The sequence below is a fragment of the Candidatus Pelagibacter sp. HIMB1695 genome (assembly GCF_052047655.1).
Taxonomy (GTDB): domain Bacteria; phylum Pseudomonadota; class Alphaproteobacteria; order Pelagibacterales; family Pelagibacteraceae; genus Pelagibacter.
The window spans coordinates 1-23,096 of record NZ_JBNAJT010000002.1; the positions used below are offsets into that span (position 1 = coordinate 1).

Annotated in this window: 29 protein-coding genes, 1 tRNA gene and 1 rRNA gene; 18 read left to right on the forward strand and 13 right to left on the reverse strand. The window is 26.8% G+C overall.

Annotated features, from left to right (window positions below; genetic code table 11):
- Nucleotides 1–33: 33 nt before the first annotated feature.
- The 3 genes from ACTTAX_RS06425 (at nucleotide 34) to ACTTAX_RS06435 (ending at nucleotide 3,371) form a co-directional block, all read left to right on the forward strand.
- Nucleotides 34–1,326 (forward strand): O-antigen ligase family protein, encoded by a 1,293-nt coding sequence (locus tag ACTTAX_RS06425; protein WP_440693767.1) that lies wholly within the window; start codon nucleotides 34–36, stop codon nucleotides 1,324–1,326.
- Between the two features lie 86 nt (nucleotides 1,327–1,412).
- Nucleotides 1,413–2,450: a GDP-mannose 4,6-dehydratase gene (gene gmd / locus ACTTAX_RS06430; protein ID WP_440693769.1), complete on the forward strand. Its 1,038-nt coding sequence runs from the start codon at nucleotides 1,413–1,415 to the stop codon at nucleotides 2,448–2,450.
- Nucleotides 2,451–3,371: a GDP-L-fucose synthase family protein gene (locus ACTTAX_RS06435; RefSeq protein WP_440693771.1), complete on the forward strand. Its 921-nt coding sequence runs from the start codon at nucleotides 2,451–2,453 to the stop codon at nucleotides 3,369–3,371. It abuts the gene before it with no gap.
- A gap of 103 nt (nucleotides 3,372–3,474) precedes the next feature.
- On the opposite strand, the gene ACTTAX_RS06440 is transcribed toward ACTTAX_RS06435, so the two are convergent.
- Nucleotides 3,475–5,106 (reverse strand): LIC_10190 family membrane protein, encoded by a 1,632-nt coding sequence (locus tag ACTTAX_RS06440; RefSeq protein WP_440693773.1) that lies wholly within the window; start codon nucleotides 5,104–5,106, stop codon nucleotides 3,475–3,477.
- A 2-nt stretch (nucleotides 5,107–5,108) separates the two neighbouring features.
- On the opposite strand from ACTTAX_RS06440, the gene ACTTAX_RS06445 reads away from it, so the two are divergent.
- The 9 genes from ACTTAX_RS06445 to ACTTAX_RS06485 all read left to right on the forward strand — a co-directional run bounded on the left by ACTTAX_RS06445 (nucleotide 5,109) and on the right by ACTTAX_RS06485 (nucleotide 10,671).
- Nucleotides 5,109–5,810 carry a glycosyltransferase family 2 protein gene (locus ACTTAX_RS06445; RefSeq protein ID WP_440693775.1) on the forward strand — a complete coding sequence of 234 codons (702 nt, stop codon included), beginning with the start codon at nucleotides 5,109–5,111 and terminating at the stop codon, nucleotides 5,808–5,810.
- Nucleotides 5,811–5,900: 90 nt separating this feature from the next.
- Nucleotides 5,901–6,015: ribosomal RNA gene (gene rrf, locus ACTTAX_RS06450) — 5S ribosomal RNA — on the forward strand.
- A gap of 8 nt (nucleotides 6,016–6,023) precedes the next feature.
- On the forward strand, nucleotides 6,024–6,917 hold the full coding sequence (locus ACTTAX_RS06455) for an NAD-dependent epimerase/dehydratase family protein (protein WP_440693776.1): 894 nt from the start codon (nucleotides 6,024–6,026) through the stop codon (nucleotides 6,915–6,917).
- Nucleotides 6,907–7,032, forward strand: a complete 126-nt coding sequence (gene ykgO / locus ACTTAX_RS06460) for a type B 50S ribosomal protein L36 (protein WP_008545413.1) — start codon at nucleotides 6,907–6,909, stop codon at nucleotides 7,030–7,032. The genes ACTTAX_RS06455 and ykgO overlap by 11 nt, the downstream gene beginning before the upstream one ends.
- A 4-nt stretch (nucleotides 7,033–7,036) precedes the next feature.
- Nucleotides 7,037–7,147 carry an aa3-type cytochrome c oxidase subunit IV gene (locus tag ACTTAX_RS06465; protein ID WP_075506037.1) on the forward strand — a complete coding sequence of 37 codons (111 nt, stop codon included), beginning with the start codon at nucleotides 7,037–7,039 and terminating at the stop codon, nucleotides 7,145–7,147.
- 20 nt (nucleotides 7,148–7,167) lie between these two features.
- Nucleotides 7,168–8,256 (forward strand): NAD(P) transhydrogenase subunit alpha, encoded by a 1,089-nt coding sequence (locus ACTTAX_RS06470; RefSeq protein ID WP_440693778.1) that lies wholly within the window; start codon nucleotides 7,168–7,170, stop codon nucleotides 8,254–8,256.
- Nucleotides 8,257–8,260: 4 nt separating this feature from the next.
- Nucleotides 8,261–8,569, forward strand: coding sequence for a proton-translocating transhydrogenase family protein (locus ACTTAX_RS06475; protein WP_262590263.1), 309 nt, complete (start codon nucleotides 8,261–8,263; stop codon nucleotides 8,567–8,569).
- 3 nt (nucleotides 8,570–8,572) lie between these two features.
- Nucleotides 8,573–9,967, forward strand: a complete 1,395-nt coding sequence (locus ACTTAX_RS06480; protein ID WP_440693780.1) for an NAD(P)(+) transhydrogenase (Re/Si-specific) subunit beta — start codon at nucleotides 8,573–8,575, stop codon at nucleotides 9,965–9,967.
- 5 nt (nucleotides 9,968–9,972) lie between these two features.
- Nucleotides 9,973–10,671: a transaldolase family protein gene (locus tag ACTTAX_RS06485; protein WP_440693782.1), complete on the forward strand. Its 699-nt coding sequence runs from the start codon at nucleotides 9,973–9,975 to the stop codon at nucleotides 10,669–10,671.
- Here the strand turns inward: ACTTAX_RS06485 and ACTTAX_RS06490 are convergent.
- From ACTTAX_RS06490 to tkt, 12 genes are all read right to left on the reverse strand, one after another.
- The gene (locus ACTTAX_RS06490; protein WP_440693784.1) at nucleotides 10,668–11,369 is read right to left on the reverse strand and encodes a class I SAM-dependent methyltransferase; all 702 of its coding nucleotides are present in this window, start codon (nucleotides 11,367–11,369) and stop codon (nucleotides 10,668–10,670) included. The genes ACTTAX_RS06485 and ACTTAX_RS06490 overlap by 4 nt on opposite strands.
- 44 nt (nucleotides 11,370–11,413) lie before the next feature.
- Nucleotides 11,414–11,490 (reverse strand) — tRNA-Met (locus ACTTAX_RS06495).
- Nucleotides 11,491–11,496: 6 nt separating this feature from the next.
- A complete protein-coding gene (rpsU, locus tag ACTTAX_RS06500; RefSeq protein ID WP_440634178.1) occupies nucleotides 11,497–11,691 on the reverse strand; it encodes a 30S ribosomal protein S21 in 195 nt (64 codons plus the stop codon).
- Nucleotides 11,692–11,754: 63 nt separating this feature from the next.
- A complete protein-coding gene (locus ACTTAX_RS06505; protein ID WP_440693785.1) occupies nucleotides 11,755–12,336 on the reverse strand; it encodes a cell cycle transcriptional regulator TrcR in 582 nt (193 codons plus the stop codon).
- The gene (gene rpmE, locus ACTTAX_RS06510) at nucleotides 12,337–12,567 is read right to left on the reverse strand and encodes a 50S ribosomal protein L31 (RefSeq protein WP_440693787.1); all 231 of its coding nucleotides are present in this window, start codon (nucleotides 12,565–12,567) and stop codon (nucleotides 12,337–12,339) included.
- Between the two features lie 35 nt (nucleotides 12,568–12,602).
- A complete protein-coding gene (locus ACTTAX_RS06515) occupies nucleotides 12,603–13,343 on the reverse strand; it encodes an inositol monophosphatase family protein (protein ID WP_440693788.1) in 741 nt (246 codons plus the stop codon).
- Nucleotide 13,344: 1 nt separating this feature from the next.
- Nucleotides 13,345–13,905, reverse strand: coding sequence for an elongation factor P (gene efp, locus ACTTAX_RS06520; RefSeq protein ID WP_440693790.1), 561 nt, complete (start codon nucleotides 13,903–13,905; stop codon nucleotides 13,345–13,347).
- The gene (thiE, locus tag ACTTAX_RS06525; RefSeq protein WP_440693792.1) at nucleotides 13,902–14,516 is read right to left on the reverse strand and encodes a thiamine phosphate synthase; all 615 of its coding nucleotides are present in this window, start codon (nucleotides 14,514–14,516) and stop codon (nucleotides 13,902–13,904) included. Before thiE ends, efp begins: the two co-directional genes overlap by 4 nt.
- Nucleotides 14,503–15,513, reverse strand: a complete 1,011-nt coding sequence (locus ACTTAX_RS06530) for a class I fructose-bisphosphate aldolase (protein WP_440693794.1) — start codon at nucleotides 15,511–15,513, stop codon at nucleotides 14,503–14,505. Before ACTTAX_RS06530 ends, thiE begins: the two co-directional genes overlap by 14 nt.
- 1 nt (nucleotide 15,514) lies before the next feature.
- Nucleotides 15,515–16,690 (reverse strand): phosphoglycerate kinase, encoded by a 1,176-nt coding sequence (locus ACTTAX_RS06535; protein WP_440693796.1) that lies wholly within the window; start codon nucleotides 16,688–16,690, stop codon nucleotides 15,515–15,517.
- Entirely contained in the window at nucleotides 16,690–17,697 is a 1,008-nt protein-coding gene (gene gap, locus ACTTAX_RS06540) for a type I glyceraldehyde-3-phosphate dehydrogenase (RefSeq protein ID WP_440693798.1), read from the reverse strand. The genes ACTTAX_RS06535 and gap overlap by 1 nt, the downstream gene beginning before the upstream one ends.
- A gap of 2 nt (nucleotides 17,698–17,699) precedes the next feature.
- Nucleotides 17,700–19,658: a transketolase gene (gene tkt, locus ACTTAX_RS06545; protein WP_440693800.1), complete on the reverse strand. Its 1,959-nt coding sequence runs from the start codon at nucleotides 19,656–19,658 to the stop codon at nucleotides 17,700–17,702.
- A gap of 53 nt (nucleotides 19,659–19,711) precedes the next feature.
- Here tkt and ACTTAX_RS06550 point away from each other — a divergent pair, with 53 nt between their 5' ends.
- From ACTTAX_RS06550 to ACTTAX_RS06575, 6 genes are read left to right on the forward strand one after another with little or no spacing between them, the layout of a single operon-like run.
- Nucleotides 19,712–20,035, forward strand: coding sequence for a 5-formyltetrahydrofolate cyclo-ligase (locus tag ACTTAX_RS06550; RefSeq protein WP_440693801.1), 324 nt, complete (start codon nucleotides 19,712–19,714; stop codon nucleotides 20,033–20,035).
- Nucleotides 20,023–20,469 (forward strand): cell division protein ZapA, encoded by a 447-nt coding sequence (locus ACTTAX_RS06555; RefSeq protein ID WP_440693803.1) that lies wholly within the window; start codon nucleotides 20,023–20,025, stop codon nucleotides 20,467–20,469. The genes ACTTAX_RS06550 and ACTTAX_RS06555 overlap by 13 nt, the downstream gene beginning before the upstream one ends.
- Nucleotides 20,470–20,473: 4 nt before the next feature.
- Nucleotides 20,474–21,019 carry a 5-formyltetrahydrofolate cyclo-ligase gene (locus ACTTAX_RS06560; protein WP_440693805.1) on the forward strand — a complete coding sequence of 182 codons (546 nt, stop codon included), beginning with the start codon at nucleotides 20,474–20,476 and terminating at the stop codon, nucleotides 21,017–21,019.
- Complete coding sequence (locus ACTTAX_RS06565; protein WP_440693806.1) at nucleotides 21,016–21,819, forward strand: TIGR00282 family metallophosphoesterase; 804 nt, start codon at nucleotides 21,016–21,018, stop codon at nucleotides 21,817–21,819. Before ACTTAX_RS06560 ends, ACTTAX_RS06565 begins: the two co-directional genes overlap by 4 nt.
- A gap of 7 nt (nucleotides 21,820–21,826) precedes the next feature.
- Entirely contained in the window at nucleotides 21,827–22,552 is a 726-nt protein-coding gene (locus ACTTAX_RS06570; protein ID WP_440693808.1) for a YebC/PmpR family DNA-binding transcriptional regulator, read from the forward strand.
- Nucleotides 22,552–23,043, forward strand: coding sequence for a crossover junction endodeoxyribonuclease (locus tag ACTTAX_RS06575; protein ID WP_440693810.1), 492 nt, complete (start codon nucleotides 22,552–22,554; stop codon nucleotides 23,041–23,043). Before ACTTAX_RS06570 ends, ACTTAX_RS06575 begins: the two co-directional genes overlap by 1 nt.
- The last annotated feature ends 53 nt before the right edge of the window (nucleotides 23,044–23,096 follow it).

The following is a 23,096-nucleotide window of genomic DNA, read 5'->3' on the forward strand; positions in this document are numbered from 1 at the left end:
ATTTATTATTAAGTAATTTTATATTTTAAAGTAATGAATAATTTAAATTTAAAAAAATTTGAACAGCTTTTAATTTTTTTAGTTTTAATTTTTCCACTTATCTTAGTTTTTAGAAGTTTTACTATTAATCTTGTGTTAATTTTAATAAGTGGGCTTTCTATTTATTATTTTTTAATAGAAAAAAATTATGTTTTTTTTGAGGATTTTTTTATTAAATATTTGCTATTTTTTTTATTAATTATTTTTATTAATTCTATTTTTAAAGTTCATGATTTTGAAACATCATTTAAATCATTTAGTAATTTTAGATATGTTTTTTTAACATTTGCAGTTTTTTTTTCTTTATCAAGAATATCAGAGAAAAATTTTAAGTTATTCATTTTTTTTAATTCTATTTTAATAACTTTAATTAGTTTAGATATCTTATATCAGTTTAATTTTAACGAAAATATTTTTGGTTTCCCAGCGGGCATGTGTACTAAAAATGAGAATTGTGTCAGGTTTTCTGGTATTTTTGGATCTGAACTTATAGGCGGTACTTACCTATCACAAATTGGTTTATTAATTTTTTTATTATTAAAAAATAATAATCATAGAAGCATAAATTTTAAGAAATTTTTTTGTGATTTAATGATTTTATTTTTGTTTATAATTGTTTTTTTAACCGGTGAAAGAAATGCATTTTTGATTTTCGTTATGAGTTTATTCCTCATATGTTTATTAAACAAACAAATATTAAAATTATTTGTTCCAGCTTTTGTATTTATTTTGTTATTTTTATTAATTTTTCAAAACTCTAATTTAGTGAAAATTAGATACTTGAATTTAATGGATCACATAACTGCAAAACCGAATGAAAAAAGTTTTAAAACAAAAATCAAAAATACTCCATGGTTTTATCATTATCAGGCAGCTTTTGAATTATTTTTAGAAAAACCTGTTTTGGGACATGGATATAAAAGTTTTAGAGTAAAGTGTTTAGAAACAAAAATAGATAAAAAATTAGTTGAAAATAAAATAAAATATAAAGGTTACAGAGCTTGCTCATCACATCCACACAATTATATGATGGAACTTCTAAGTGAAAATGGGATTATAGGTTTTTTATTATATTTTGGTTTCATATTATTAATAATATTAAGAATAATTAAAATTTTAAAAACTTCTGAAGATCAGAATAAATTTATTGCACTGGGCATAGGTAGTTTATTGTTATCAATTTTATTTCCTTTGAAACCATCAGGCTCTTTATTTACAACTTTCAGCACTTCGATTTTTTTTTACTTACTTGGATTCTTTATATTTTATACAAGACAAACAAAATAATTTTTAAACTTATTTATTAAATTAAATATTTGTTTACAGATATTTTATTGAATATGTTATTAATAAAGTTAAAAGTTAATATTTATATGAAAAAAAAAGCATTGATATTTGGAGTAACAGGTCAAGACGGTGCATATCTATCAAAATTATTACTAAAAAAAAAATATAAAGTACATGGAGTTAAAAGAAGAAGTTCATCTCTAAATACTCAAAGAATTGATGATTTTTATTTAGACCCTCATCAAAAAACTAATTTTTATTTACATTATGGAGATTTATCAGATTCTTTGTCTGTTTTAAAAATAATTGAAAAAGTTAAACCTGATGAAATATATAATTTAGGAGCTCAATCACATGTTGGTGTTTCATTTGATGTTCCAGAATACACAAGCAATGTTACTGCTTTAGGAACTTTGAGAATATTAGACTCAATACGAAACTTAAAAATGGAAAAAAAAGTCAGATATTATCAAGCGGGTACTTCTGAAATGTTTGGAGCTTCAAAACCTCCTCAAAGTGAAAAAACTAACTTTTATCCAAGAAGTCCTTATGCAGCTGCAAAACTTTACTCACATTGGATAACTATAAACTATAGAGAAGCATATAATATTTTTGCTTGTAATGGGATATTGTTTAATCACGAAAGTCCATTAAGAGGGGAAACATTTGTTACAAGAAAAATAGTTATTGCTCTTTGCAAAATACTACTTGGTAGCTCAGAAAAATTGTATTTAGGTAATTTATATTCAAAAAGAGATTGGGGTCATGCTGAGGATTATGTATTAGCTATGTGGAAAATTCTTCAAAAGAACAAACCTAGTGATTATGTCATTTCTTCTGACAAACAGTATTCAGTCAAATATTTTGTAAACTTAGTTTGTAAGGAGCTAGGTATTAAAATTGTTTGGAAAGGAATTGGTATTAAAGAGAAAGGTTTTTGGAACAAAAAAAATATTATTTCGATAGACAGAAAGTACTTCAGGCCAACTGAAGTAGAGTCTTTATTAGGAAATTCTAAAAAAGCCAGAAAAGAATTAAATTGGAAACCTAAACATAATATAAAATCTCTCGTAAAAGACATGGTAAATTCAGAAATTAAAAATTTAAAATCATCTAGAATTTAAATGTTTTCGAAAAATGCAAAAATCTTTGTTGCAGGTCACAAAGGTTTAGTTGGTTCTTCTATAGTAAAAAAATTAATATCACTTGGTTATAAAAAAATTTTAAAAATAGATAAAAAAAAACTAGATCTAAGAGATCAAAATAAAGTACTAAATTTTTTTAAAAAACAAAATATAGATGCTGTTATTAATGCTGCTGGCACGGTTGGTGGGATTGCAGCAAATAATAAATACAGGGCAGAATTTATTTATGATAACTTAACAATACAAAATAATATTATTAATGCTTGTTATAAAAATAAAGTTAAATCTTTAATTTTCTTAGGTTCAAGCAGCATTTATCCAAAAAATACAAAAATACCAATTAAAGAGGAGTATTTATTATCTGGATATTTAGAAAAAACCAACGAACCTTATGCTGTTGCTAAAATTGCAGGTATTAAATTATGTGAAAGTTATAATTATCAATATGGAACAAATTATAAATGTTTGATTCCGTGTAATGTTTATGGTCAAAACGATAATTATGATAAACAAAAATCTCATTTTTTTCCTGCTTTAATTCTTAAATCTATAACAGCGAAAAAAAAAAACAAAAAATTTATAACTTTATGGGGAAGTGGAAGGGCAAGAAGAGAAATACTGCACTCTGATGATTTGGCAGATGCGTGTATTTATTTTTTGAAAAAAAGAACAAAAGAAAAAATAATAAATATTGGATCAAATTTTGATATGACTATTTTAAATTATGCAAAATTAATTCTTAAAGAGATTGATTATGACTGTGAAATAATTTTAGATAAAAGAAAACCAAATGGTACATTTAGGAAATTACTAGACTCCTCAAAAGCAAAAAAATATGGATGGGAACCAAAAATCTCTTTAAAAGATGGTTTAAAGTCAATTATTAAAAAGTATTCTTAATAAAGGATTACAAAAATAAGAAATAAAAATTAAATTTACATACAAAAATTTAAATAAAATTTTTAAAAGTTAATTAAGAATTTTATTTTAAATTAATTTTCTCTTAATTTTTTTCCACTAAAAGTAATTTATAATTTAGAAGTTTTTGAAATTTTACGTCATCAATCTCATAAAATGTGCAAGGCGATTTATTATACCAGCAATTTTGACTTTTTTTATTATAGTAATATACAAAATCTTGATTTATATACTTTTTTTGTAATTCAATATTTTTATCAACATACCGAGGCATTAGCGGCCTTACATTATAATACTTATAATATCTAACTAATTGTTTTGAAAATAAAATTATTACACAAAAAATTAAAAAAAAATTAAATATTTTTGAAATTTTAATTTTATTTTGAAAATTAAAAAATAAAGAAAAAAATAATGCAATAAATATAACTACGTAAGAGTATCCATATCTGTATAAAGGAAATTTTAAGAAAAATAGCAAAGATCCTAAAATAGAAATACTTATGCTAATTAAAAATTTTATTTTAAATTCTTTATTTTGATTTCTTAAATTTGTTTTAGTAAAATTAAAAAGTATTAAAATTATTGATATGATCAGAAGTGGAGTTATATTTTTTAAAATTTTTTTTAAGTGATTGTTAGACCATGTATCAAACCAATTAAAATTTCTAATATACTCATTCATACCTACTTTCTTTTGATTAAAATTAGGCCAATCTTTTGCCCAAGCCTCAGATGCAATATTTTCTTTTTTTACATTTTCAATATTTATCCAATCAAGATTTTTTATACATGTTTGCTCAATGGGGTATAAATAACATCCTGATATTAAAATATTTTTAATACACCAAATTATTAAAAAAAAAGAAGGCAGTGAGACTAAAATTTTTTTTGAGTATTTTATATTTTGAAAAAAAATAAATATTGCAATCAAACAAAACAAAATAAGAGAAAATTTATTAGCTAACAAAAAAACTGACAATAATGATATTTCCTTAAATTTAGTTAAATCAATTTTTTTATAATCTAAAAATTTATATATAATTAGGAAAGAAATCAGATGACCTATATCATCATTACCAATTTTACTATATCTGTTAATTTTATATCCAATAAAAATTATAATTATGAATATAAAAAATTTTGATATGGAAAAATTTTTTTCTTTTATTGAGTCGTAAACTTCACTAAAAAAATATACAATCAAAAAAATATATATACTTGCTAATGGGATTAAAATTCCATTTTCTCCAAATAAATAATTATTATTTATTGAAGAAGAATATTGTAATATTGAAATATGACTAAATCTAAAATGTAAATTTGATAATCCTATAATTATTTTTTCTTCATTTAAAATTTTTGAAAAGGGCAGATGGTACATCATTGCATCTGGTCTATTTACTGTGTCAAAAATTATAAATAATGTTAATAGTATTGATATTATAAATAGTTTTAATATTTCATATTTGTAAATTTTTTTTTTTAAAAAAAAAAAAATTGAAACTGTTAAAAAAAAAAATGATGTATTAATTGCTTTACTTAAGGGAGTAAAAAAGTTTAACGATACTGCTACAAATGATGTTATAATAAAACCATAAATGAGAAATTCAAAAAAATTTTTTCTTTGTGAAGAGTGGCTATTATTAAATAAAATTTTTCCAACCAGAAGGTAGTTCAAGTTAGTAAAAAAAGCTGAAAAAATTAGACTTATCATCTATGATCCTTTCAATTATAATACCAGTTTTTAATGAAGAAAAAACTATTTTAAAAATTTTACAAAAAATAGAAAAACAAACTTATATTAAAAAACAAATAATAATTGTAGATGATTGTTCTACTGACTTGTCTTTAAAAAAAATTAAGAAGTTTAAATTCAAAAGTAGTTATATTATTTTATATCATAGAAAAAATTATGGAAAAGGATCATGCATTAAAACTGCTAAAAAATATGTAAAAGGTGATTTTGTAATAATTCAGGATGCTGATTTAGAATACAATCCAAGTGATTATAAAATTTTTACAAATTATTTTAAGAAAAATAAATATCAGGCAATTTATGGTTCGAGAGTTTTAAATAAAAAGAGATATAGTAATCAAAATTTTACATCAAATTTTAGAATACTAGCAAATCATATTCTTACAATTTTTTCGAATGTAATTAACAAGCAAGCGTTAACTGATGCACATACTTGCTACAAAGCAGTAAGTTCTAAGATATTTAAAAAAATTATTTTAAAAGAGAGCGGATTTTCTTTTTGTCCTGAGTTAACTACGAAATTGTCTAATTTGAATGTTCCTATTTTAGAAGTTCCAATCAAGTATAAAGGAAGAACTTTTAAAGAAGGTAAAAAAATTTCATTTAAAGACGGATTTTATGCCATCATAACTATTATAAAATACAAATTTTTTAATGACTAAAAATCACTATTTTGTTGATTTTTTTTAAAAATAGATATTTTTTTTAAATTTTTATTTACTTTCTTATAAATTTTAAATAAGAATTCGCTGCCTGGTGATTATTGCGAAAGTGTAATACCCGATCCCATTCCGAACTCGGCAGTCAAGCCTTTCAGCGCCAATGGTACTTTGTCTTAAGACATGGAAGAGTAGGACATTGCCAGGCTATCTCTAATGAAAAACTTAATCATTGTAACTGGTGGAGCAGGATTTGTAGGTTCTAATCTTATAGAATTTTTAGTGAAGAAAACTAATTATGAAATAATTAGTTTAGACAATTATTCAACTGGTTTAAAAAAAAATCACATAAACCATACCAACGTTAAATATATTAAAGGTGACACCTTAAATATTAATAAAATTCTAGGAAAATATAAAAAAAAAATTAATACCATTTTTCATTTTGGTGAGTTTGCAAGAATTTTTCAAAGTTTTAAAAAATTTGATGAATGCTATAAATCAAATACAATTGGTACAAAAGCAGTCTTTAAATTCTGTCTAGATAATAATATTAAATTAATATATTCAGCAACATCTGCAAGTTTAGGCAATGACGATGAAGATAAAAACTTATCCCCTTATGCATTTACAAAATCAAGAAATATAGATTTACTAGAAAATTTAAAAAAATGGTTCAATTTAAAATTTGAGGTAATTTTTTTTTATAATGTATATGGTCCAAGACAAATTAAAGTTGGTGATATGGCAACTGTAATTGGAATTTTTGAAAATCAATACTGTAACAAAAAACCTTTAACAATTGTTAAACCAGGTACACAGACTAGAAGATTTACACACATATATGATACAATTCAAATTTGTTATGAAGCTTTTAAGGCAAATAAGTGTAGGTATTACAGTATTAGTAATAAAAACTGCTACTCAATACTTGAAGTTGCAAAAATGTTTAAAAGAAAAATTAAGTTCTTAAAACCAAGATTAGGCGAAAGATACGCATCTGCTTTAACCAAAATATCAAGTAATAACAAAATAATACATAAATATGGAAAAATACAATTGAAAGATTATATAAGTTCCTTTATTAAGAGCCAGAATTATGAAAATTAAAAGTTCACTAAAATCTATTAAAAAAAGAGATTTAAACTCTAAACTTGTTAGAAGAAGAGGAAGAGTTTATGTCATCAATAAAACAAACCCAAAATTTAAAGCAAGACAGAAATAATTTTATGGATAATGAAAACCATAAAAATACGTGGAACAATTTTACCAAATTTGTTTTATGGGGAACAGTTGCTGTAATTACAGTTTTAGTATTAATGGCAATATTTCTTTTATAATATCTTAAATAATATTTGTTATGAATTTAGCCTCCATCTCAGAAAATCATAATATTGAAAAGCGTATAGCTGTAACTCCAGAAATTGCAAAAAAATATATTAGTTTAGGATTTAAATTAACTTTACCAAATAATTATGGAACCCACTTAGGTTTTAGTGATGAGGACTATAAAACTTTAGGTGTTAATTTTTTAGATAAAGAAGATGAAATAATTAAAAATTCAGAAATTATTATTCAATTAGGATTACCAAATGAAGAAAAGTTGTCATTATTTAAAGAAAACCAAACTTTAATCGGTTCATTAAATGCTTTTTTAAATAAAGAAAAATTAGAGAATTTAAAGTTTAAAAAAATAAACTGTTTTTCATTAGAGTTGCTGCCAAGAATAACAAGAGCACAATCAATGGATATTTTATCATCACAAGCTAACCTTGCTGGTTATAAAGCAGTTGTGGAGGCTTTCCAAGTTTATGAAAAAGCAATTCCAATGATGATGACAGCAGCAGGAACTATTCCTGCTGCAAAAGTATTAGTCGTTGGAGCAGGGGTTGCAGGATTACAAGCAATTGCAACGGCTAAAAGAATGGGTGCTGTTGTATTTGCTACTGATGTAAGAATCGCATCTAAAGAACAGGTTGAAAGTTTAGGTGGCAAATTTTTAACTGTTGAAGGTGCAGAGAATTTAGAAACTGAAGGTGGTTATGCTAAGGAAGCTTCAGATGAATTTAAAAAAAAACAAGAAGAATTATTAACAGAGACATTAAAAAAAATTGATATTATAATTTGCACTGCTTTAATTCCAGGTAGAGAAGCTCCAAAAATCATAAAAGAGGAAATGTTTAAAAATTTGCAACCAGGTTCAGTTATTTATGATTTAGCAGCTGTTCAAGGGGGAAACACTGCTTTTACTGAAGTTAACAAAATTGTAGAAAAAGATGGTGTTAAAATTTTAGGGGAGGGAAATATACTAAACAAATTACCTGTATCAGCTTCAAATTTATATGCTAAAAATGTATTTAATTTTATCTCTAATTTATATGATAACGAAAATAAGAAATTAAATATTAATTTAGAAGATGAAATAATAGAGAAAACACTTATTAAATAGTATTATGGAAATAGATCCCTTTATATTCAGATTAAGCATATTTATATTATCAATTTTTGTCGGGTATTATGTGGTGTGGAGTGTAACACCATCATTGCATACGCCATTGATGTCAGTTACAAATGCAATCTCCTCAGTAATTATTGTAGGTGCAATTATTGCAGCTTTATCGGGGAGCGATGGAGTAGTGTTTTCTTCATCTAGTATTTATGGATTTTTAGCGATTATTTTAGCAGCGGTAAATATATTTGGTGGATTTTTAGTCACTCAAAGAATGCTTGCTATGTATAAAAAAAAGAAAAAGGATAAATAATTCATGTCTGCAAATCTATCTGCAATTTTGTACTTGATATCTGGAGTATTATTTATCTTGGCTTTAAGGGGTTTGTCATCTCCTGAAACTTCAAGACAAGGAAATTTATTTGGAATTGTTGGAATGATTATAGCCGTGACTGTAACATTCTTGTCTGTTGGAAATTTTAGTTCTGGATTTATTTATGTTCTAATATTTTTAGCCGTCGGTGGTAGCATTGGAGCATTTATTGCATATCGAATTCCAATGACAGCAATGCCAGAATTAGTTGCTGGTTTTCATAGTTTAGTTGGTTTAGCTGCGGTATTTGTTGCAATCTCTGCTTTTATTAATCCAGCTGCATTTAATTTAGGAACACCAGGAAATATTAAGCTTGCAAGCTTAATAGAAATGGCAATTGGAGCAGCAGTTGGTGCAATTACTTTTTCTGGATCTGTTATAGCTTTTTTAAAACTACAAGGAATAATGTCAGGTGCGCCTATAACCTTTAAAGGTCAGCACTTACTAAATGCATTATTATTAATTTTAATTGTAATTTTAACAATTTACCTTTGTTCAACACAATCTGCTAATTTATTTTGGATATTAATAGCGATATCTTTTTTAATTGGTTTTTTAATTATTATTCCAATTGGTGGTGCAGATATGCCAGTTGTAATTTCAATGTTAAATTCTTATTCAGGTTGGGCTGCTGCTGGAATTGGATTTACTTTAGAAAATACTGCTTTAATTATTACAGGTGCATTGGTTGGATCATCTGGTGCAATACTTTCATATATAATGTGTAAGGGAATGAATAGATCATTTTTTAATGTTATTTTAGGTGGTTTTGGTGCAACAGATCAAACTTCAGGAGGTCAAAGTAAAGAACAAAGGCCAGTTAAAAGTGGAAATGCAGATGATGCAGCTTTTTTAATGAAAAATGCCTCTTCAGTTATAATTGTTCCTGGTTATGGAATGGCAGTAGCGCAAGCACAGCATGCGTTAAGAGAAATGGTCGATACTTTAAAGAAGAATGATATTAAAGTATCATACGCTATTCATCCAGTTGCAGGGCGTATGCCTGGACATATGAATGTTCTATTAGCTGAAGCTAATGTTCCATATGATGAAGTATTTGAATTAGAAGAAATCAATAATGATTTTGCAAATGCAGATGTTGCATTTGTAATTGGAGCAAATGATGTAACAAATCCAGTTGCAAAAACAGATCCACAAAGTCCAATTTATGGAATGCCAGTTTTAGATGTTGAAAAATGTAAATCAGTTTTATTTGTAAAAAGAAGCTTATCACCAGGATATGCTGGAATTGATAATGATCTATTTTATAAAGAGAATACTTTGATGTTGTTTGCAGATGCTAAAAAAATGACAGAAGATATTACAAAAAACCTATAGATTAAATGGATACAAAAATTTTTTGTGATATTGCTGATTTATCTTCAATAAAAAAATTTAACAAATTTAAAGTTGTAAAAGGTTTTACAACAAACCCTAGCTTAATGAGAAAAGCTGGAGCAAAAGATTATAAATCATACTCAAAAAAAATACTTAATATTTGTGGAAACAAACCCATTTCTTTGGAGGTATTTGCAGATGATGAAAACTCAATGATTGAACAGGGAAATCAAATTAATAGTTGGGGCAAAAATGTATACGTTAAAGTTCCAGTAGTTAACTCAAAAAATAAATTTACAGGTAATGTTATAAAAGAGTTAAATAATAGTAATATCAAATTAAATATTACGGCTGTTTACACTGCTAAACAGACAGAAAAAATTTTAAAAGTTATTAATAAAAAAACTAAAGTAATTATATCAATTTTTGCTGGAAGAGCAGGAGATACTGGAAAAGACCCAGTTCCAGAGTTTGTCAAAAGTATAAAGTTGGCAAAAAAATTTAAGAATGTTGAGATTTTATGGGCAAGTGTAAGAGAGCCCTATAATTATCTACAGGCAAAACAATTAGGCTGTCATATAATTACAATTCCACCATCAATAATAGAAAAAATTCAAAAATTTGGCAAATCATTTAATCAATTAACACAAGAGACAGTAAAAGCATTTCTTGTAGATAGTAAAAAGTCCAATTTTAGAATTTAAAATTCTCTCTTTTTAGCTTTTTTGAGATCAATAAAAATTGAAACACAGTTTTGTTGTTTTTTAAAAATGAAAAAAAAAAGTCTGATCAAAGGTGTGACTAATTTTAAAAAAAATTTACTTGATTTAATATTTGTTAAATCATTATCATATGTAAATTTGATATAATTTATATTTTTAGGATCATAAGATTTTATTGTTTTTACAAACTCTCTTTCGGTCCATCTATAAACATAATTAGGTATACCAGTATCTAATAAACCACCTGTTTTTTTAGTGGAGTTTATTGATGAGACTTCAAATTCCTCTGCAAAGTTTAATCTGCATGCCAATCTCATTAAAAGTGAATCATTTGATTCTAAAATTAAGACCCCATTTTTTGCAACTCTATACATCTCAGTAATTGCTTTATGTGGTTGATCTAGATGATGCAATGTAGCGTTAGTTACCACGTAATCAAAACTATTTTCTGCAAAATTAAGATTTCTTAAATCTGCATAAAATAAGTTTTTATTTAATTCAAATCCTTCTTTTTTAAGAATATTTAAATCATTTTTGTCATGGTAAGTAACATTAAAGTCTACGTAACCTAATTCATTTAAAATTTTTATCTCGTTTAAAGAACCGCTTATTAATAAAAAATTTGATTTTTTATCGATGTTTTCTAATAATTTTTTTTTATAGAAATTCCATCTGCTCATAATTTATCAATATTTAAAGTTTGATACATTTTGGATTACAATTTTGGTTGCGGGGGACGGATTTGAACCGCCGACCTTCAGGTTATGAGCCTGACGAGCTACCAGACTGCTCCACCCCGCGATATATTTAAATTCTATTTCTAAGTTTGTTTAACTTTTTAACTCTTTTAATATTTTCTTGAAGAATTCTTTTTTTCTTTTCAGAAGGTTTTTCGTAAGTATTTTTTAATTTAATAACTTTAAAGAAACCGTCTCTTTGCAGTTTTCTTTTTAAAACTCTTAATGCTTGTTCTACATTATTATCTTTAACTTCTATTTTAATAACTACCTCCAAAAAAGTGGTTAACTATCACTTTTATTAATTTATGTCTATTAGTTTTGTTCATTATATATTTGTTTGATTGACTTTATTTTGTTTCTCTTTTTCTTTTTTCTCCCTCTTAATCCTTCTTTCAGCTTTTTCTATTGCATCAAGCAAGTCTTTTTGAGTAAATAAATTTAATGCTACAGGATCTTTAGGATTTAGATTATTATAATTCCAGTAACTTTTATTTCTTATTGAAGTTACAGAGTTTTTTGTAATTCCAACCAATTTTGCTATTTGTGAGTCTTTTAAGATATTATGTTGTCTTATAAGCCACAATGCAGAATCTGGTTTGTCCTGTCTTTTTGAAAGAGGGATATATTTTTTAATTTTTTTTTGATCATTTGAAATTTCAATATCACTACTTTTGATTTGTAATGGTCTACTTTCATCTTTAGATGATAATTCTATTTCTTCTCTTGAAAGTTGTCCTGAAATAATTGGATTATAAGCTTTAATTCCTTTTGCGACTTCACCATCTGCAATACCTTGTATCTCTACTTCGTGTAGTTTGCAGAAATCTGCAATTTGTTTAAATGTTAGAGTTGTATTTTCAACTAACCAAACAGCAGTAGCCATTGGCATTAGAGGTGCGTTTGACATTTAATTTTTCTTTTCTGATTTAAAGTTTTGAAATTTTTTATTAAATTTACTTATTCGACCTTTATCCATTAATTTCTGTTTTCCACCTGTCCACGCAGCGTGTGATTTTGGATCTATTTCAAGTTTAAGCAAATCACCTTCAGCACCCCAAGTTGATTTTGTTTCAAATTGTGTACCGTCAGTCATTTCTACTTTAATAGTATGATAGCTTGGATGAATATTTTTTTTCATGCGGAGACTTATAGCAAAAGAATTTTTTAAAACAATTAAAAGTTAACTAATTTTTCAAGCATTTTGTCATTAATTGCACTACTTGAAGCTCTGATATCAATATTTTTTATGTCAAATTTGTTAATTTCATTAACTATTCCACCAGCCTCTTGAACCATCAAAGCACCAGCTGCAACATCCCAAATATTAATTTTATTATGAAAAAAACCATCAAGTCTTCCAGATGCAACATATGCGAGATCAAGTGCTGCACATCCACTACATCTCATATTTAGGTCACTAAATTTTGTGCCTTCATGATTACTTGAAAATAAACAATCTTCAGTAGAATTTTTTTTTGATACTCTTAATCTTTGATTATTTAGATATGCCCCCTTGTTTTTTTCAGAGAAAAACATTTCATCTTTTATTGGATCAAAAATTAATCCACTTATAATTTCGTTATTAAACATGTGAGCAACACAAATAGCAAAGTGTGGAATGCCATGAAGAAAATTGGTAGTTCCATCTATTGGATCTATAATCCAAAAATTTTCCTTGTCCTTGTTATTTATCTTGCCAGTTTCTTCTGTTATAAAAGAGTAATTTTTTTTTGATTTAGATAACTCTTCTATTAAAATTTTTTCTACATTTTTATCTGTTTTTGTAACAAAATCGTAAGGGCCTTTTTTAGAAACTTGTAATTTTTCCACTTCACCAAAATCTCTGATCACAGATTTAGATGCTTTTTCAGCAGCTTTTATCATTAAGTTAAGATTTGATGATATTGATATCATTTTAAATCTTTTTTATGTATTCTAAATTTCGAGTATCAACAATGACTTTATCACCTGCTTCTATAAATGGAGGAACTTGAATATTTAATCCATTATCAAGAGTAGCTGGTTTGTAAGAGGAAGAGACAGTTTGACCTTTTAGTGCTGCATCAGTAGTTTCTATTTTACACTGTACTTGATTTGGCAATTCAACTGAAATTGGATTTTCATTATAAAAACTTACAGATACCTCAAGATTTTCTGTTAATAATTTACCTTGTTCTCCAATAATTTCTTTTTTGATTTCAATTTGTTCAAAAGTTTTTGGTTCCATAAAAAAATAATTAGCATCATCTTCATACATATAATTATATTTATTTTCATCTAATGATGCTTTTTCTACAGTCTCACTAGATCTAAATCTTTCATTTAATTTAGTATTCTTACCAACACTTTTCATTTCTACTTGTGCAAATGCACCACCTTTCCCAGGTTTTACATGTTGTGTTTTAAGAACTTGCCAAAGATCATTTTTATATTCTAAAAGCATTCCAACTCTAATTTCACTTGCATTTATTTTCATATTAAACTTTCTATAGCTTCTGTAGGTTTGTATTTTTTATTATTCCAAATGTAGCCTGAAATAGCTAAAAAATTTGCATTGTTCAATAAAAGTTTTTTATAGTTCTCATTTGTTATTCCACCAATAGCTATGATGGGAATATTTGTTAATTTTTTTACTTTATTCAAAGTTTTCATATTAGCCCTGTATTTAGCTTTTTTTGTTTTTGTTGGAAAAAAAGCCCCAAATGCTATGTAATTAGCCTTATTTTTAATTGCCTCTTTTGCAAGTTTAATTGAATTGTGACATGTTATTCCAATAATTTTATTTCCAATTATTTTTTTGGCATCTTTAATATTTATATCTTTTTGCCCTAGGTGACACCCATCAGCATTTAATTTTTTAGCAAGAATAGGGTCATCATTAACAATAAATTTTACATTATTATTTTTACATAATTGTCTAATTTTTTTTCCTATCAAAATTTTTTTCTTAAAAGAATATTTTTTAAATCTCATTTGAAAAAAACTTATTTTATCTGATTTTAATACTTTGTTTAGATTTTGGTAAAAATTCTTCTTAATTTTATTTGGAGAGATAAGATAGATGAATTTTTTTTTATTTATTCTCAAGATCGCTTGCCCATTTGCCTTGAGCAGCTAAAGTACACATTCTTGCTCTATGGTTAAATACATGCTGTGTTTCGTTGATTTTAGTTGTATCTTTAGACCAAAATTTAAGAGCACTTTGTTGTAAAGCTCTACCATATGAATAGGTCATAATAAAATTTGTACTATTATTTTTGCTAATTAAATTTAAGTTTTCTGTTGCCTCTACTTCAGATTGGCCTCCTGACAAGAAAGCAATTCCTGGTACTTCTGTTGGTACTGAATTTTTAAGACATTCAAGTGTTTTGTCTGAAACTTCTTCATTAGAGATTTTATTTTTTGAATTACTTCCAGCTAAAATCATATTTGGTTTTAATATGATCCCTGATAAATCGATTTTATGCAAAATTAATTCTTCAAAGCACTTTTTTATAACTTCAGAAGTTTTTTCCAAACACTCATCTGCTGAATGATCACCATCCATTAAAACCTCTGGCTCTACTATAGGAACCATTTCACATTCTTGAACTAATGCTGAATATCTTGCTAGTGCATGAGCATTAGAATGAATTGCAAGTTTGCTAGGATAGTTATTACTTATTGAATAAACACCTCTCCATTTTGTAAATCTTGCACCAAGCTCATAGTATTTTTTTAATCTTTCTCTCAACCCGTCTAACCCTTCTGTTATTTTTTCCTCTGTAGAGTTTGCTAAATTTTTTGCCCCTGTATCTACTTTAATTCCTGGGATTGCTCCACTAGCAGAGATTAATTCAGGAATTGATTTACCTAAATTTGAAATTTGGTTTATCGTTTCATCGTATAAGATCACACCGCCGATACAATCTTTCATACTTTCTGAACTAAAAAGGGTTTCTCTAAAAGCGAGTCTGTTTTTTGGTGTAGATTCAATATTAACAGCCTCAAGTCTTTTTGTCATAGTTCCGTTACTTTCATCTGCCGCAAGTATTCCTTTGCCATTTGAAAGTATTTTAAGTGCTATTTTATTCAGTTCTGACATATCAATTTAAAGCGCTTATACCAGGAAGTTCCTTTCCTTCAAGATATTCCAAAAATGCTCCACCTGCAGTTGAAACAAAATTAAATTCTTTAATAGCATTTAAAGAATTAATTAATGAAACGGTATCTCCACCACCTACAACAGAGTAAATTTTATCTTCTTTATTTTTTTCAACTATTTTTTTTGCAATTGCAGTACTTCCATTAGCAAAATTAGAATTTTCAAAATATCCAGCAGGACCGTTCCATAATATGGTGTTTGTATTATCAATAATATTACATATACTTTTAACAGTTTTTGGACCTATATCCAAAATCATTTCATCTAATTTAATTTGATTCAATTCTTTAATTTTGGGCTGACCATTTAAATCATTTGCCACTATTACATCTTCTGGAAAAATTATATTACAATTTTTTTCTTTTGAATATGAGAGTATGTCATTAACTATAGAATTAACATTTTCTTCTTTAAGAGATTTTCCAATATTGTATCCATTGTGTTCAATTAAGTTATTCGCCATTGCGCCTACAATTATTATATTGTCAAATCTTGAAATTAAGTTTTTTATAATATTAATTTTAGTAGAAATTTTAGATCCTCCTATTATGCAAGTAACAGGTTTAGTTATGCTGGATGTAATTTTTTTTAATGCATTAATCTCTAAATCTAATTGCAACCCTGAAAAAGATGGTAAAAATTTTGAAATTTCACAAACAGATGCGTGCGCTCTATGCGAACATGAAAAAGCATCATTTACATAAATATCACCTAAGCTTGCCAAATGTTTTGCAAAATTAGTATCATTTTTTTCCTCATCTGGATAAAATCTAATATTTTCAATTAATAAAATTTTTTCATTAAAATTATCAAGCATATCTTTTTTTATCTCGTAAATATTTTTTTCAATAAATTTTATTTTTTCATCTAGTTTTTTTTCTATATCTTTTTGAATTGGTTTTAACGAAAGATCTTTAATTACTTTTCCTTTAGGTCGACCAACGTGAGATAAGATAACTATTTTTGAATTTTGCTCTAATAAAAATTTGATTGTTGGAAGAACTTTGTCAATTCTCGTTGTATCAGTTATCTCACCATTATTAAGAGGGACATTCAAATCCAATCTTAAAATAACCTTTTTACCTCGCAGGTTTGTTTGTTTGGAAACACTTTGCATTAAGAATTTTGATGAATAAATTTTGCTATATCACACATTCGATTCGAAAAACCCCATTCATTATCATACCAGGCTGAAATTTTACCCATACTTTCTCCAACAACATTAGTAAGAGATCCATCAACAATTGCAGATGCAGGGTTATGATTAAAATCAATTGATACTAACTTTTCATGAGTAATTTCTAATACATTTTTTAGATTGTCTTTAGATGCTAATTCAAATGATTTATTTATATTTTCTTTATTAATTTTTTTTTTTGTTGAGAAAACTAATTCTACTAGTGAAACATTTGGGGTAGGTACTCTCATTGCAACTCCCTCTAACTTTCCTTTCAAGCTAGGAATTATTTCACCAATTGCTTTTGAAGCACCAGTAGATGTTGGGACAATTGATTGACTCGCTGCTCTCGCTCTTCTTGGGTCTTTATGGGAATTATCTAGAATTCTTTGATCACTAGTAAATGCGTGAATAGTAGTCATAAATCCTTTTTCAATTTCAAAATTTTCATTTAGTGTATGTACAACTGGGGCTAAACAGTTTGTAGTGCAAGATGCAGCTGAGATTATTTGGTCATCACTGGTTATATCTTTTTCATTTACACCAAATACAATTGTTTTATCTGCATTTTTACATGGTGCGGATACAATTACTTTTTTTGCTCCATTTTTTATATGAGCTAAAAGTTTTTCTTTAGAATTAAATTTTCCTGTACATTCAAAAACATAATCAACATCAAATTTTTTCCAGTTTATATCTTCAATATTAGACTCCTGTGAAAATGTGATTTTTTCATTGTTTATTATTAAGTGACTTTTGTCATAATCTAACTCAGCATTAAATTTACCATGTACTGAATCATATTTTATCAGTGTACAAGTAGTCTCAGAATTTGATCTATTATTTATGTGTTGAATTTTTATATTTTTGTTTTCGTTTTCTATTATTGATCGAACTACCATTCGTCCAATTCTACCCATTCCATTAATTCCAACTTTAATCGTCATAATTAATTGTTAATTAAATTTTTTGATTTGTTAGTTATATTTTCTTTTGTCAGCCCAAAATATTTATATATTTCTTTAAATGGTGCACTTTTACCAAATTCATTAATTCCAAAATTTTTTCCATTTTCTCCAACATATTTTTTCCAACAATCACTTGAACCAGCTTCTATAGAGATTTTATTTTTGGTTTCATTTAGTATTTTATTTTTATAAGTTTTACTTTGTTTATCAAAAAGCTCCATACAAGGTACTGAAATAACTTTAGAATAAATTTTATCTTTGGCAAGTTTATGACTCGCTTCGATTGCAAGATTTACTTCTGAACCACTTGCCAAAATTGTTAATTTAATTTTCTTATTTGTTCTAAGCACTTCATAAGCACCAAGTGAGCATTTATTATTTGAGGAATATTTTTTTCTGATTGGATCTAAATTTTGTCTTGTTAGAGACAATATACTCGGTGTTTTTGTAGTTTTTAAAGCATGCTCCCAGCATTCAATTGTTTCAATTCTGTCTGCAGGTCTAAACACATTTAGATTTGGAATTGATCTTAAACCAGATAATTGTTCAATTGGTTGATGTGTTGGCCCATCTTCACCTAAGCCAATTGAGTCATGTGTCATTACATAAATAACTCTTTGTTGCATTAGAGCTGACAATCTTATCGATGGTTTACAGTAATCAGAAAATATTAAAAAAGTTCCACCATAAGGAATAAAATTACTATGGAGTGCGATTCCATTCATAATTCCACTCATTGCATGTTCCCTGACACCATAGTGAATATAATTTCCATCAAAATTTCCTGGTGTAATAATTTTATGTTTTTTTGTTTTTGTATTGTTAGATCCAGCCAAATCTGCAGAACCACCAAGAAGATTATTATTTGAATTGGTTAATGCGCTTAAAGTTAACTCAGAACATTTTCTTGTTGCTAAGTTTTTAGATTCTTTAATTGCAAGTTTCTTTTCTGAATTTAAAACATTTTTAAAGTTATTATTTTTGATTAGATTTAATTTTTTACTTTGTTTTTTATTTGATTTGTTCCATTTTTTTTCATTTAATTGACCCTTGTTTCCTATGGCCCTCCATTCCTTCAACAACTTATTTGGAATCTCAAAAGGTTTATATTTCCACTTAAGTACTTTTCTTACTAATTTAATTTCATCTAATCCCAGAGGACTACCATGTGAAGACGATTTACCAGATTTATTTGGAGAGCCATATCCAATTTTCGTTTTACAAGAAATTACTGTTGGCTTTTTTGCATTTTGAACTTTTTTTAAAGCTTTATAAATCTGATTTTCATTATGACCATCAACTAATATGTAATCCCATCCATAGCTTTCAAATCTTTTTTTAAAATTGTCTGATACAGCAAGACTTGTTGGACCATCTATTGAAATATTATTATTATCGAAAAGCATCACCAAATTTTTTAATTTTAAATGACCAGCTAAACTCATTGCTTCGTGACTAATACCCTCCATCAAGCAACCATCACCAGCTAGAACATAAGTTTTGTGATTAATTAAATTTTTACCTAATTTTTTTTTGAGGACTTCTTCAGCTATTGCGAATCCAACTGCATTTGCTATGCCCTGTCCAAGCGGACCAGTGGTTGTTTCAATTCCAGTTTTTGGATGATATTCTGGGTGACCTGCACAAATTGAGTTTAGTTGTCTAAACTTTTTAATCGAATTTAACGAAATACTTTTATAACCAGTTAAGTACAACAAAGAATAAAGAAGCATTGAGCCATGCCCAGCTGATAAAACAAATCTATCTCTATTTATCCAATTTGGATTTTGTGGATTGAATTTTAAAAAAAACCTAAAAAGTACTGTCGCAACGTCCGCCATACCCATTGGCATACCTGGGTGGCCAGAATTAGCTTTTTGAACTGCATCAATAGATAAAAATCTAATACAATTTGCTAAATCGTTATGTATTTTACTCAAAATTATCCTGACTAGACTAAGAAGTTTCTATTTAATATTATAATTATATATATATGAATTCTATAAACGAAAAAGAAAAAAAACTTAATCAAGCTTTAGAAGAATTAAAAAATTTAGATCTAACTAATCCAGATTTGAAAAATAATATTCAAACTCTTAATTTGCAAAAAAATCAATTAGAGATTGAAAAAAATGAGCTAGAAAAAAAATATAAAGAGCTATCAGATCAGAATGAAATTTTGTCAAAAAGATTAGATGAGTTTAGAAGTAAAGAAAAGGCTGAAGAAAGAAAACAAATAGAGTTTTCTGAGAAAATTGATGAATTAAATCAAGAAACAGATACTTTGTTGGAAGAGATTGATAAATGGCAAATGTAAGTATTAAATTTAATAATAAAGAGTTTTTATTATCTTGTGATGATGGGCAAGAGGAGCATCTAGAAGAATTGTTAATACAAATAAATCAAAAATTTAATCATTTAAAAAACGATCTTGGTAACTTAGGAGAGAATAAACTCTTATTAATTACAGCAGTTAAAATAATGGATGAATACTACGAAACAAAAAAGAAAGTTGAGCAAAAGAAACAAGAAATAAAAGATTTATCAAATAAATTTAAAGAATTAAAAACTCTAATTTATGAATATAAAGATAAAAAAGAAGAAGAAATAAAAGAGTTAAATTTAAATCATGACAAATTAAAAATCGAGATTGAAACTAATCAAAAAAAATATGAAGATTTAATTGATAATGCCGCAGAGAAAATTTCAAGTTTTGTCGAAAAAGCAAAACAAGAAAATTTATCTCAATAAATTTGTGAATAAATCTAAATTAAGAAGAAAGATAAAATCACTTAGAAAAAAAAATTTTAAAGAAAATTTGAAAATCAATTCTTTAAAATTAATAAAATTTCTAAGGGATAATAAGCTTAAAACAAAAATTGTTGGAGGATATTATCCATGCAATCATGAAATAGATGATTTAGAAGTTTTAAATTTATTTAGTAAAAATAAAAAAATTACCTCATTGCCGATCATCAAAAAAAATAACCAAATGGACTTTTATGAATGGTCTAATGATAATCCATTAAAGATAAACAAATACGGGATAATTGAACCATTATCTCAAAAGAAAGTTTATCCAGATATATTACTAGTTCCACTATTAGCTTTTGATAAGAAATTTAATCGATTGGGTTATGGAGGTGGTTTTTATGATCGCTATATTGAAAAAATTGAAAATAAAAAAAAGGTCTTTAAAATAGGTCTTGCTTTTTCCTTCCAAGAATTAAAAGAGGTACCAGTTAACAATTATGATAAGAAGCTTGATTTAATAATTACTGAAAGGGGTTTGATATTTTGAGAATTTTATTTTTAGGCGATGTTGTTGGTATTTCGGGGTGCTCTAAACTTACGAGTAGCTTACTTGGTGAAATAAAATCAAAAAAAATTGATTTTGTTATTGTTAATGGTGAAAATGCTGCAGCCCAAGGTGTTGGTTTGACAGAAGAAATCTGCAAAAATTTTTATAACTGCGGCGTTAACGTAATTACAACTGGCAACCATGTTTGGGATCAAAAAGAAATTATGAAGTACATAGAAAAAGAAGAGAGATTGTTACGCCCTAAAAATCTTTTTGAGCCTGCACCTGGTCGGGGTTTTCAAATTTTCAAAACAGATAAAAATATAAGAGTCGGGGTACTTAACCTCATGGGTAATGTTTTTATGAAAAAGTGTGAAGATGTTTTTGAAACTTCAAAAAAATTTTTAAGTGAATATAAATTAAAAGATGACTACGATTTATTAGTGGTTGATTTTCACGGTGAAATTACTAGTGAGAAAAATGCTATAGGTCATTTTTTTGATGGTTATGCAACGTTAGTTGTTGGAACTCATACACATATCCCAACCAATGACGCAAGAATACTTAACCATGGAACCGGATACCAAACTGATGCTGGAATGTGTGGTGATTACGATTCTGTAATTGGGATGAACAAAGAAAATTCATTAAATAGGTTTCTTAAAAAAGATTCAGTCAAACATTTTCCAGCAGTTGGAGAAGGGACTTTGTCTGGTGTTATAGTTGATTGTGATGTAAATACTGGTTTAGCTAAAAATATTAATAGTTATATATTTGGAGAAAAACTAAAAAATATTTAATTTAGATATGGCAGGTCATTCTCATTGGGCAGGTATTAAACATAAAAAAGGGAAAGCTGACAAGCAACGTTCAAAAATTTTCTCAAAGTTGTCTAAAGAAATTACAGTAGCAGCAAAGCTTGGTGACAAAGATCCTGCAATGAATCCAAGATTAAGGTCAGCTGTACAGGCTGCTAGATCAGCAAATATGCCAAAAGATAATATTGAAAGAGCAATAGATAAATCTTCTGCTGCAACTGGCGCAAATTTTGAAAATTTGAGATATGAGGGATTTGGACCAAAAAAAATTGCTGTAATTGTCGAAACTTTAACTGATAATAAAAATAGAACAGCTTCCAATGTGAGAACCATTTTTCAAAAATCTGGTGGAAGTTTAGGTACACAAGGGTCAGCATCTCATAACTTTAAACAACTTGGGATAATAAAGATTGATAAAAATGAAATATCAGAAGACAAAATTTTTGAATTAGCTATAGAAGCTGGCGCAGAGGAATGTATTTCTCATCAGGAATTTCATGAAGTTCAATGTGTTTCGAATGAAATTTATAATGTTAAAAAAAATTTAGAAAATACAATTACAAATTTTATTTCCACAGAGATTGAGTGGGTACCAATCAACAGTGTTGATATTCAAAATGATGAAAAAGAGAGTGTGATTGAGTTTTTAGAAAATCTAGAAGATGACGATGATGTTCAGAACGTTTTTTCAAACGTAAATTTGGGAAATATTTAATGTTAATAATAGGAATTGATCCAGGAATTTCAGGATCTTTATGTTTTTTAGAAGATGGAATAATCAAAGATGTCATAGAGATGCCAACAATGACTGAAGGAAAAAAAAATAAAAAACAAGTTAATGGATCTCAAATATATAATGAAATTTCTTTTAGAATAAAAACATATGAAAAAAAAAATATTAAAGTTGTTATAGAACAAGTTTCAGCTATGCCAGGTCAAGGTGTAACTAGCATGTTCAATTTTGGTCAATCTTTTGGAATTTTAAAAGGTATTTGCAGCGCAATGCAGTTGCCAACTTATTTTGTAAGACCAGCAAAATGGAAAAAGTATTTTAATTTAATTAACTCAGAAAAAGATGCTAGCAGAACAAGAGCTATTGAAATATTTCCTTATTTTTCGTCAAATTTATCCAAAAAAAAAGATTCTAATAAAGCTGATGCAATTCTGATAGCTAGTTATTTTCATGAAACATACAAAAATGAGTAATCTTTAGATATACATAGTCAAATTCATGACACAATTAAGTGTGATGAGTGATT

Coding starts and splice junctions, on each gene's coding strand:
- ACTTAX_RS06425 (WP_440693767.1), top strand. CDS start 34: ATGAATAATTTAAATTTAAAAAAATTTGAACAGCTTTTAATTTTTTTA.
- gmd (WP_440693769.1), top strand. CDS start 1,413: ATGAAAAAAAAAGCATTGATATTTGGAGTAACAGGTCAAGACGGTGCA.
- ACTTAX_RS06435 (WP_440693771.1), top strand. CDS start 2,451: ATGTTTTCGAAAAATGCAAAAATCTTTGTTGCAGGTCACAAAGGTTTA.
- ACTTAX_RS06440 (WP_440693773.1), bottom strand. CDS start 5,106: ATGATAAGTCTAATTTTTTCAGCTTTTTTTACTAACTTGAACTACCTT.
- ACTTAX_RS06445 (WP_440693775.1), top strand. CDS start 5,109: ATGATCCTTTCAATTATAATACCAGTTTTTAATGAAGAAAAAACTATT.
- ACTTAX_RS06455 (WP_440693776.1), top strand. CDS start 6,024: ATGAAAAACTTAATCATTGTAACTGGTGGAGCAGGATTTGTAGGTTCT.
- ykgO (WP_008545413.1), top strand. CDS start 6,907: ATGAAAATTAAAAGTTCACTAAAATCTATTAAAAAAAGAGATTTAAAC.
- ACTTAX_RS06465 (WP_075506037.1), top strand. CDS start 7,037: ATGGATAATGAAAACCATAAAAATACGTGGAACAATTTTACCAAATTT.
- ACTTAX_RS06470 (WP_440693778.1), top strand. CDS start 7,168: ATGAATTTAGCCTCCATCTCAGAAAATCATAATATTGAAAAGCGTATA.
- ACTTAX_RS06475 (WP_262590263.1), top strand. CDS start 8,261: ATGGAAATAGATCCCTTTATATTCAGATTAAGCATATTTATATTATCA.
- ACTTAX_RS06480 (WP_440693780.1), top strand. CDS start 8,573: ATGTCTGCAAATCTATCTGCAATTTTGTACTTGATATCTGGAGTATTA.
- ACTTAX_RS06485 (WP_440693782.1), top strand. CDS start 9,973: ATGGATACAAAAATTTTTTGTGATATTGCTGATTTATCTTCAATAAAA.
- ACTTAX_RS06490 (WP_440693784.1), bottom strand. CDS start 11,369: ATGAGCAGATGGAATTTCTATAAAAAAAAATTATTAGAAAACATCGAT.
- ACTTAX_RS06505 (WP_440693785.1), bottom strand. CDS start 12,336: ATGTCAAACGCACCTCTAATGCCAATGGCTACTGCTGTTTGGTTAGTT.
- rpmE (WP_440693787.1), bottom strand. CDS start 12,567: ATGAAAAAAAATATTCATCCAAGCTATCATACTATTAAAGTAGAAATG.
- ACTTAX_RS06515 (WP_440693788.1), bottom strand. CDS start 13,343: ATGATATCAATATCATCAAATCTTAACTTAATGATAAAAGCTGCTGAA.
- efp (WP_440693790.1), bottom strand. CDS start 13,905: ATGAAAATAAATGCAAGTGAAATTAGAGTTGGAATGCTTTTAGAATAT.
- ACTTAX_RS06530 (WP_440693794.1), bottom strand. CDS start 15,513: ATGTCAGAACTGAATAAAATAGCACTTAAAATACTTTCAAATGGCAAA.
- ACTTAX_RS06535 (WP_440693796.1), bottom strand. CDS start 16,690: ATGCAAAGTGTTTCCAAACAAACAAACCTGCGAGGTAAAAAGGTTATT.
- gap (WP_440693798.1), bottom strand. CDS start 17,697: ATGACGATTAAAGTTGGAATTAATGGAATGGGTAGAATTGGACGAATG.
- ACTTAX_RS06550 (WP_440693801.1), top strand. CDS start 19,712: ATGAATTCTATAAACGAAAAAGAAAAAAAACTTAATCAAGCTTTAGAA.
- ACTTAX_RS06555 (WP_440693803.1), top strand. CDS start 20,023: ATGGCAAATGTAAGTATTAAATTTAATAATAAAGAGTTTTTATTATCT.
- ACTTAX_RS06570 (WP_440693808.1), top strand. CDS start 21,827: ATGGCAGGTCATTCTCATTGGGCAGGTATTAAACATAAAAAAGGGAAA.
- ACTTAX_RS06575 (WP_440693810.1), top strand. CDS start 22,552: ATGTTAATAATAGGAATTGATCCAGGAATTTCAGGATCTTTATGTTTT.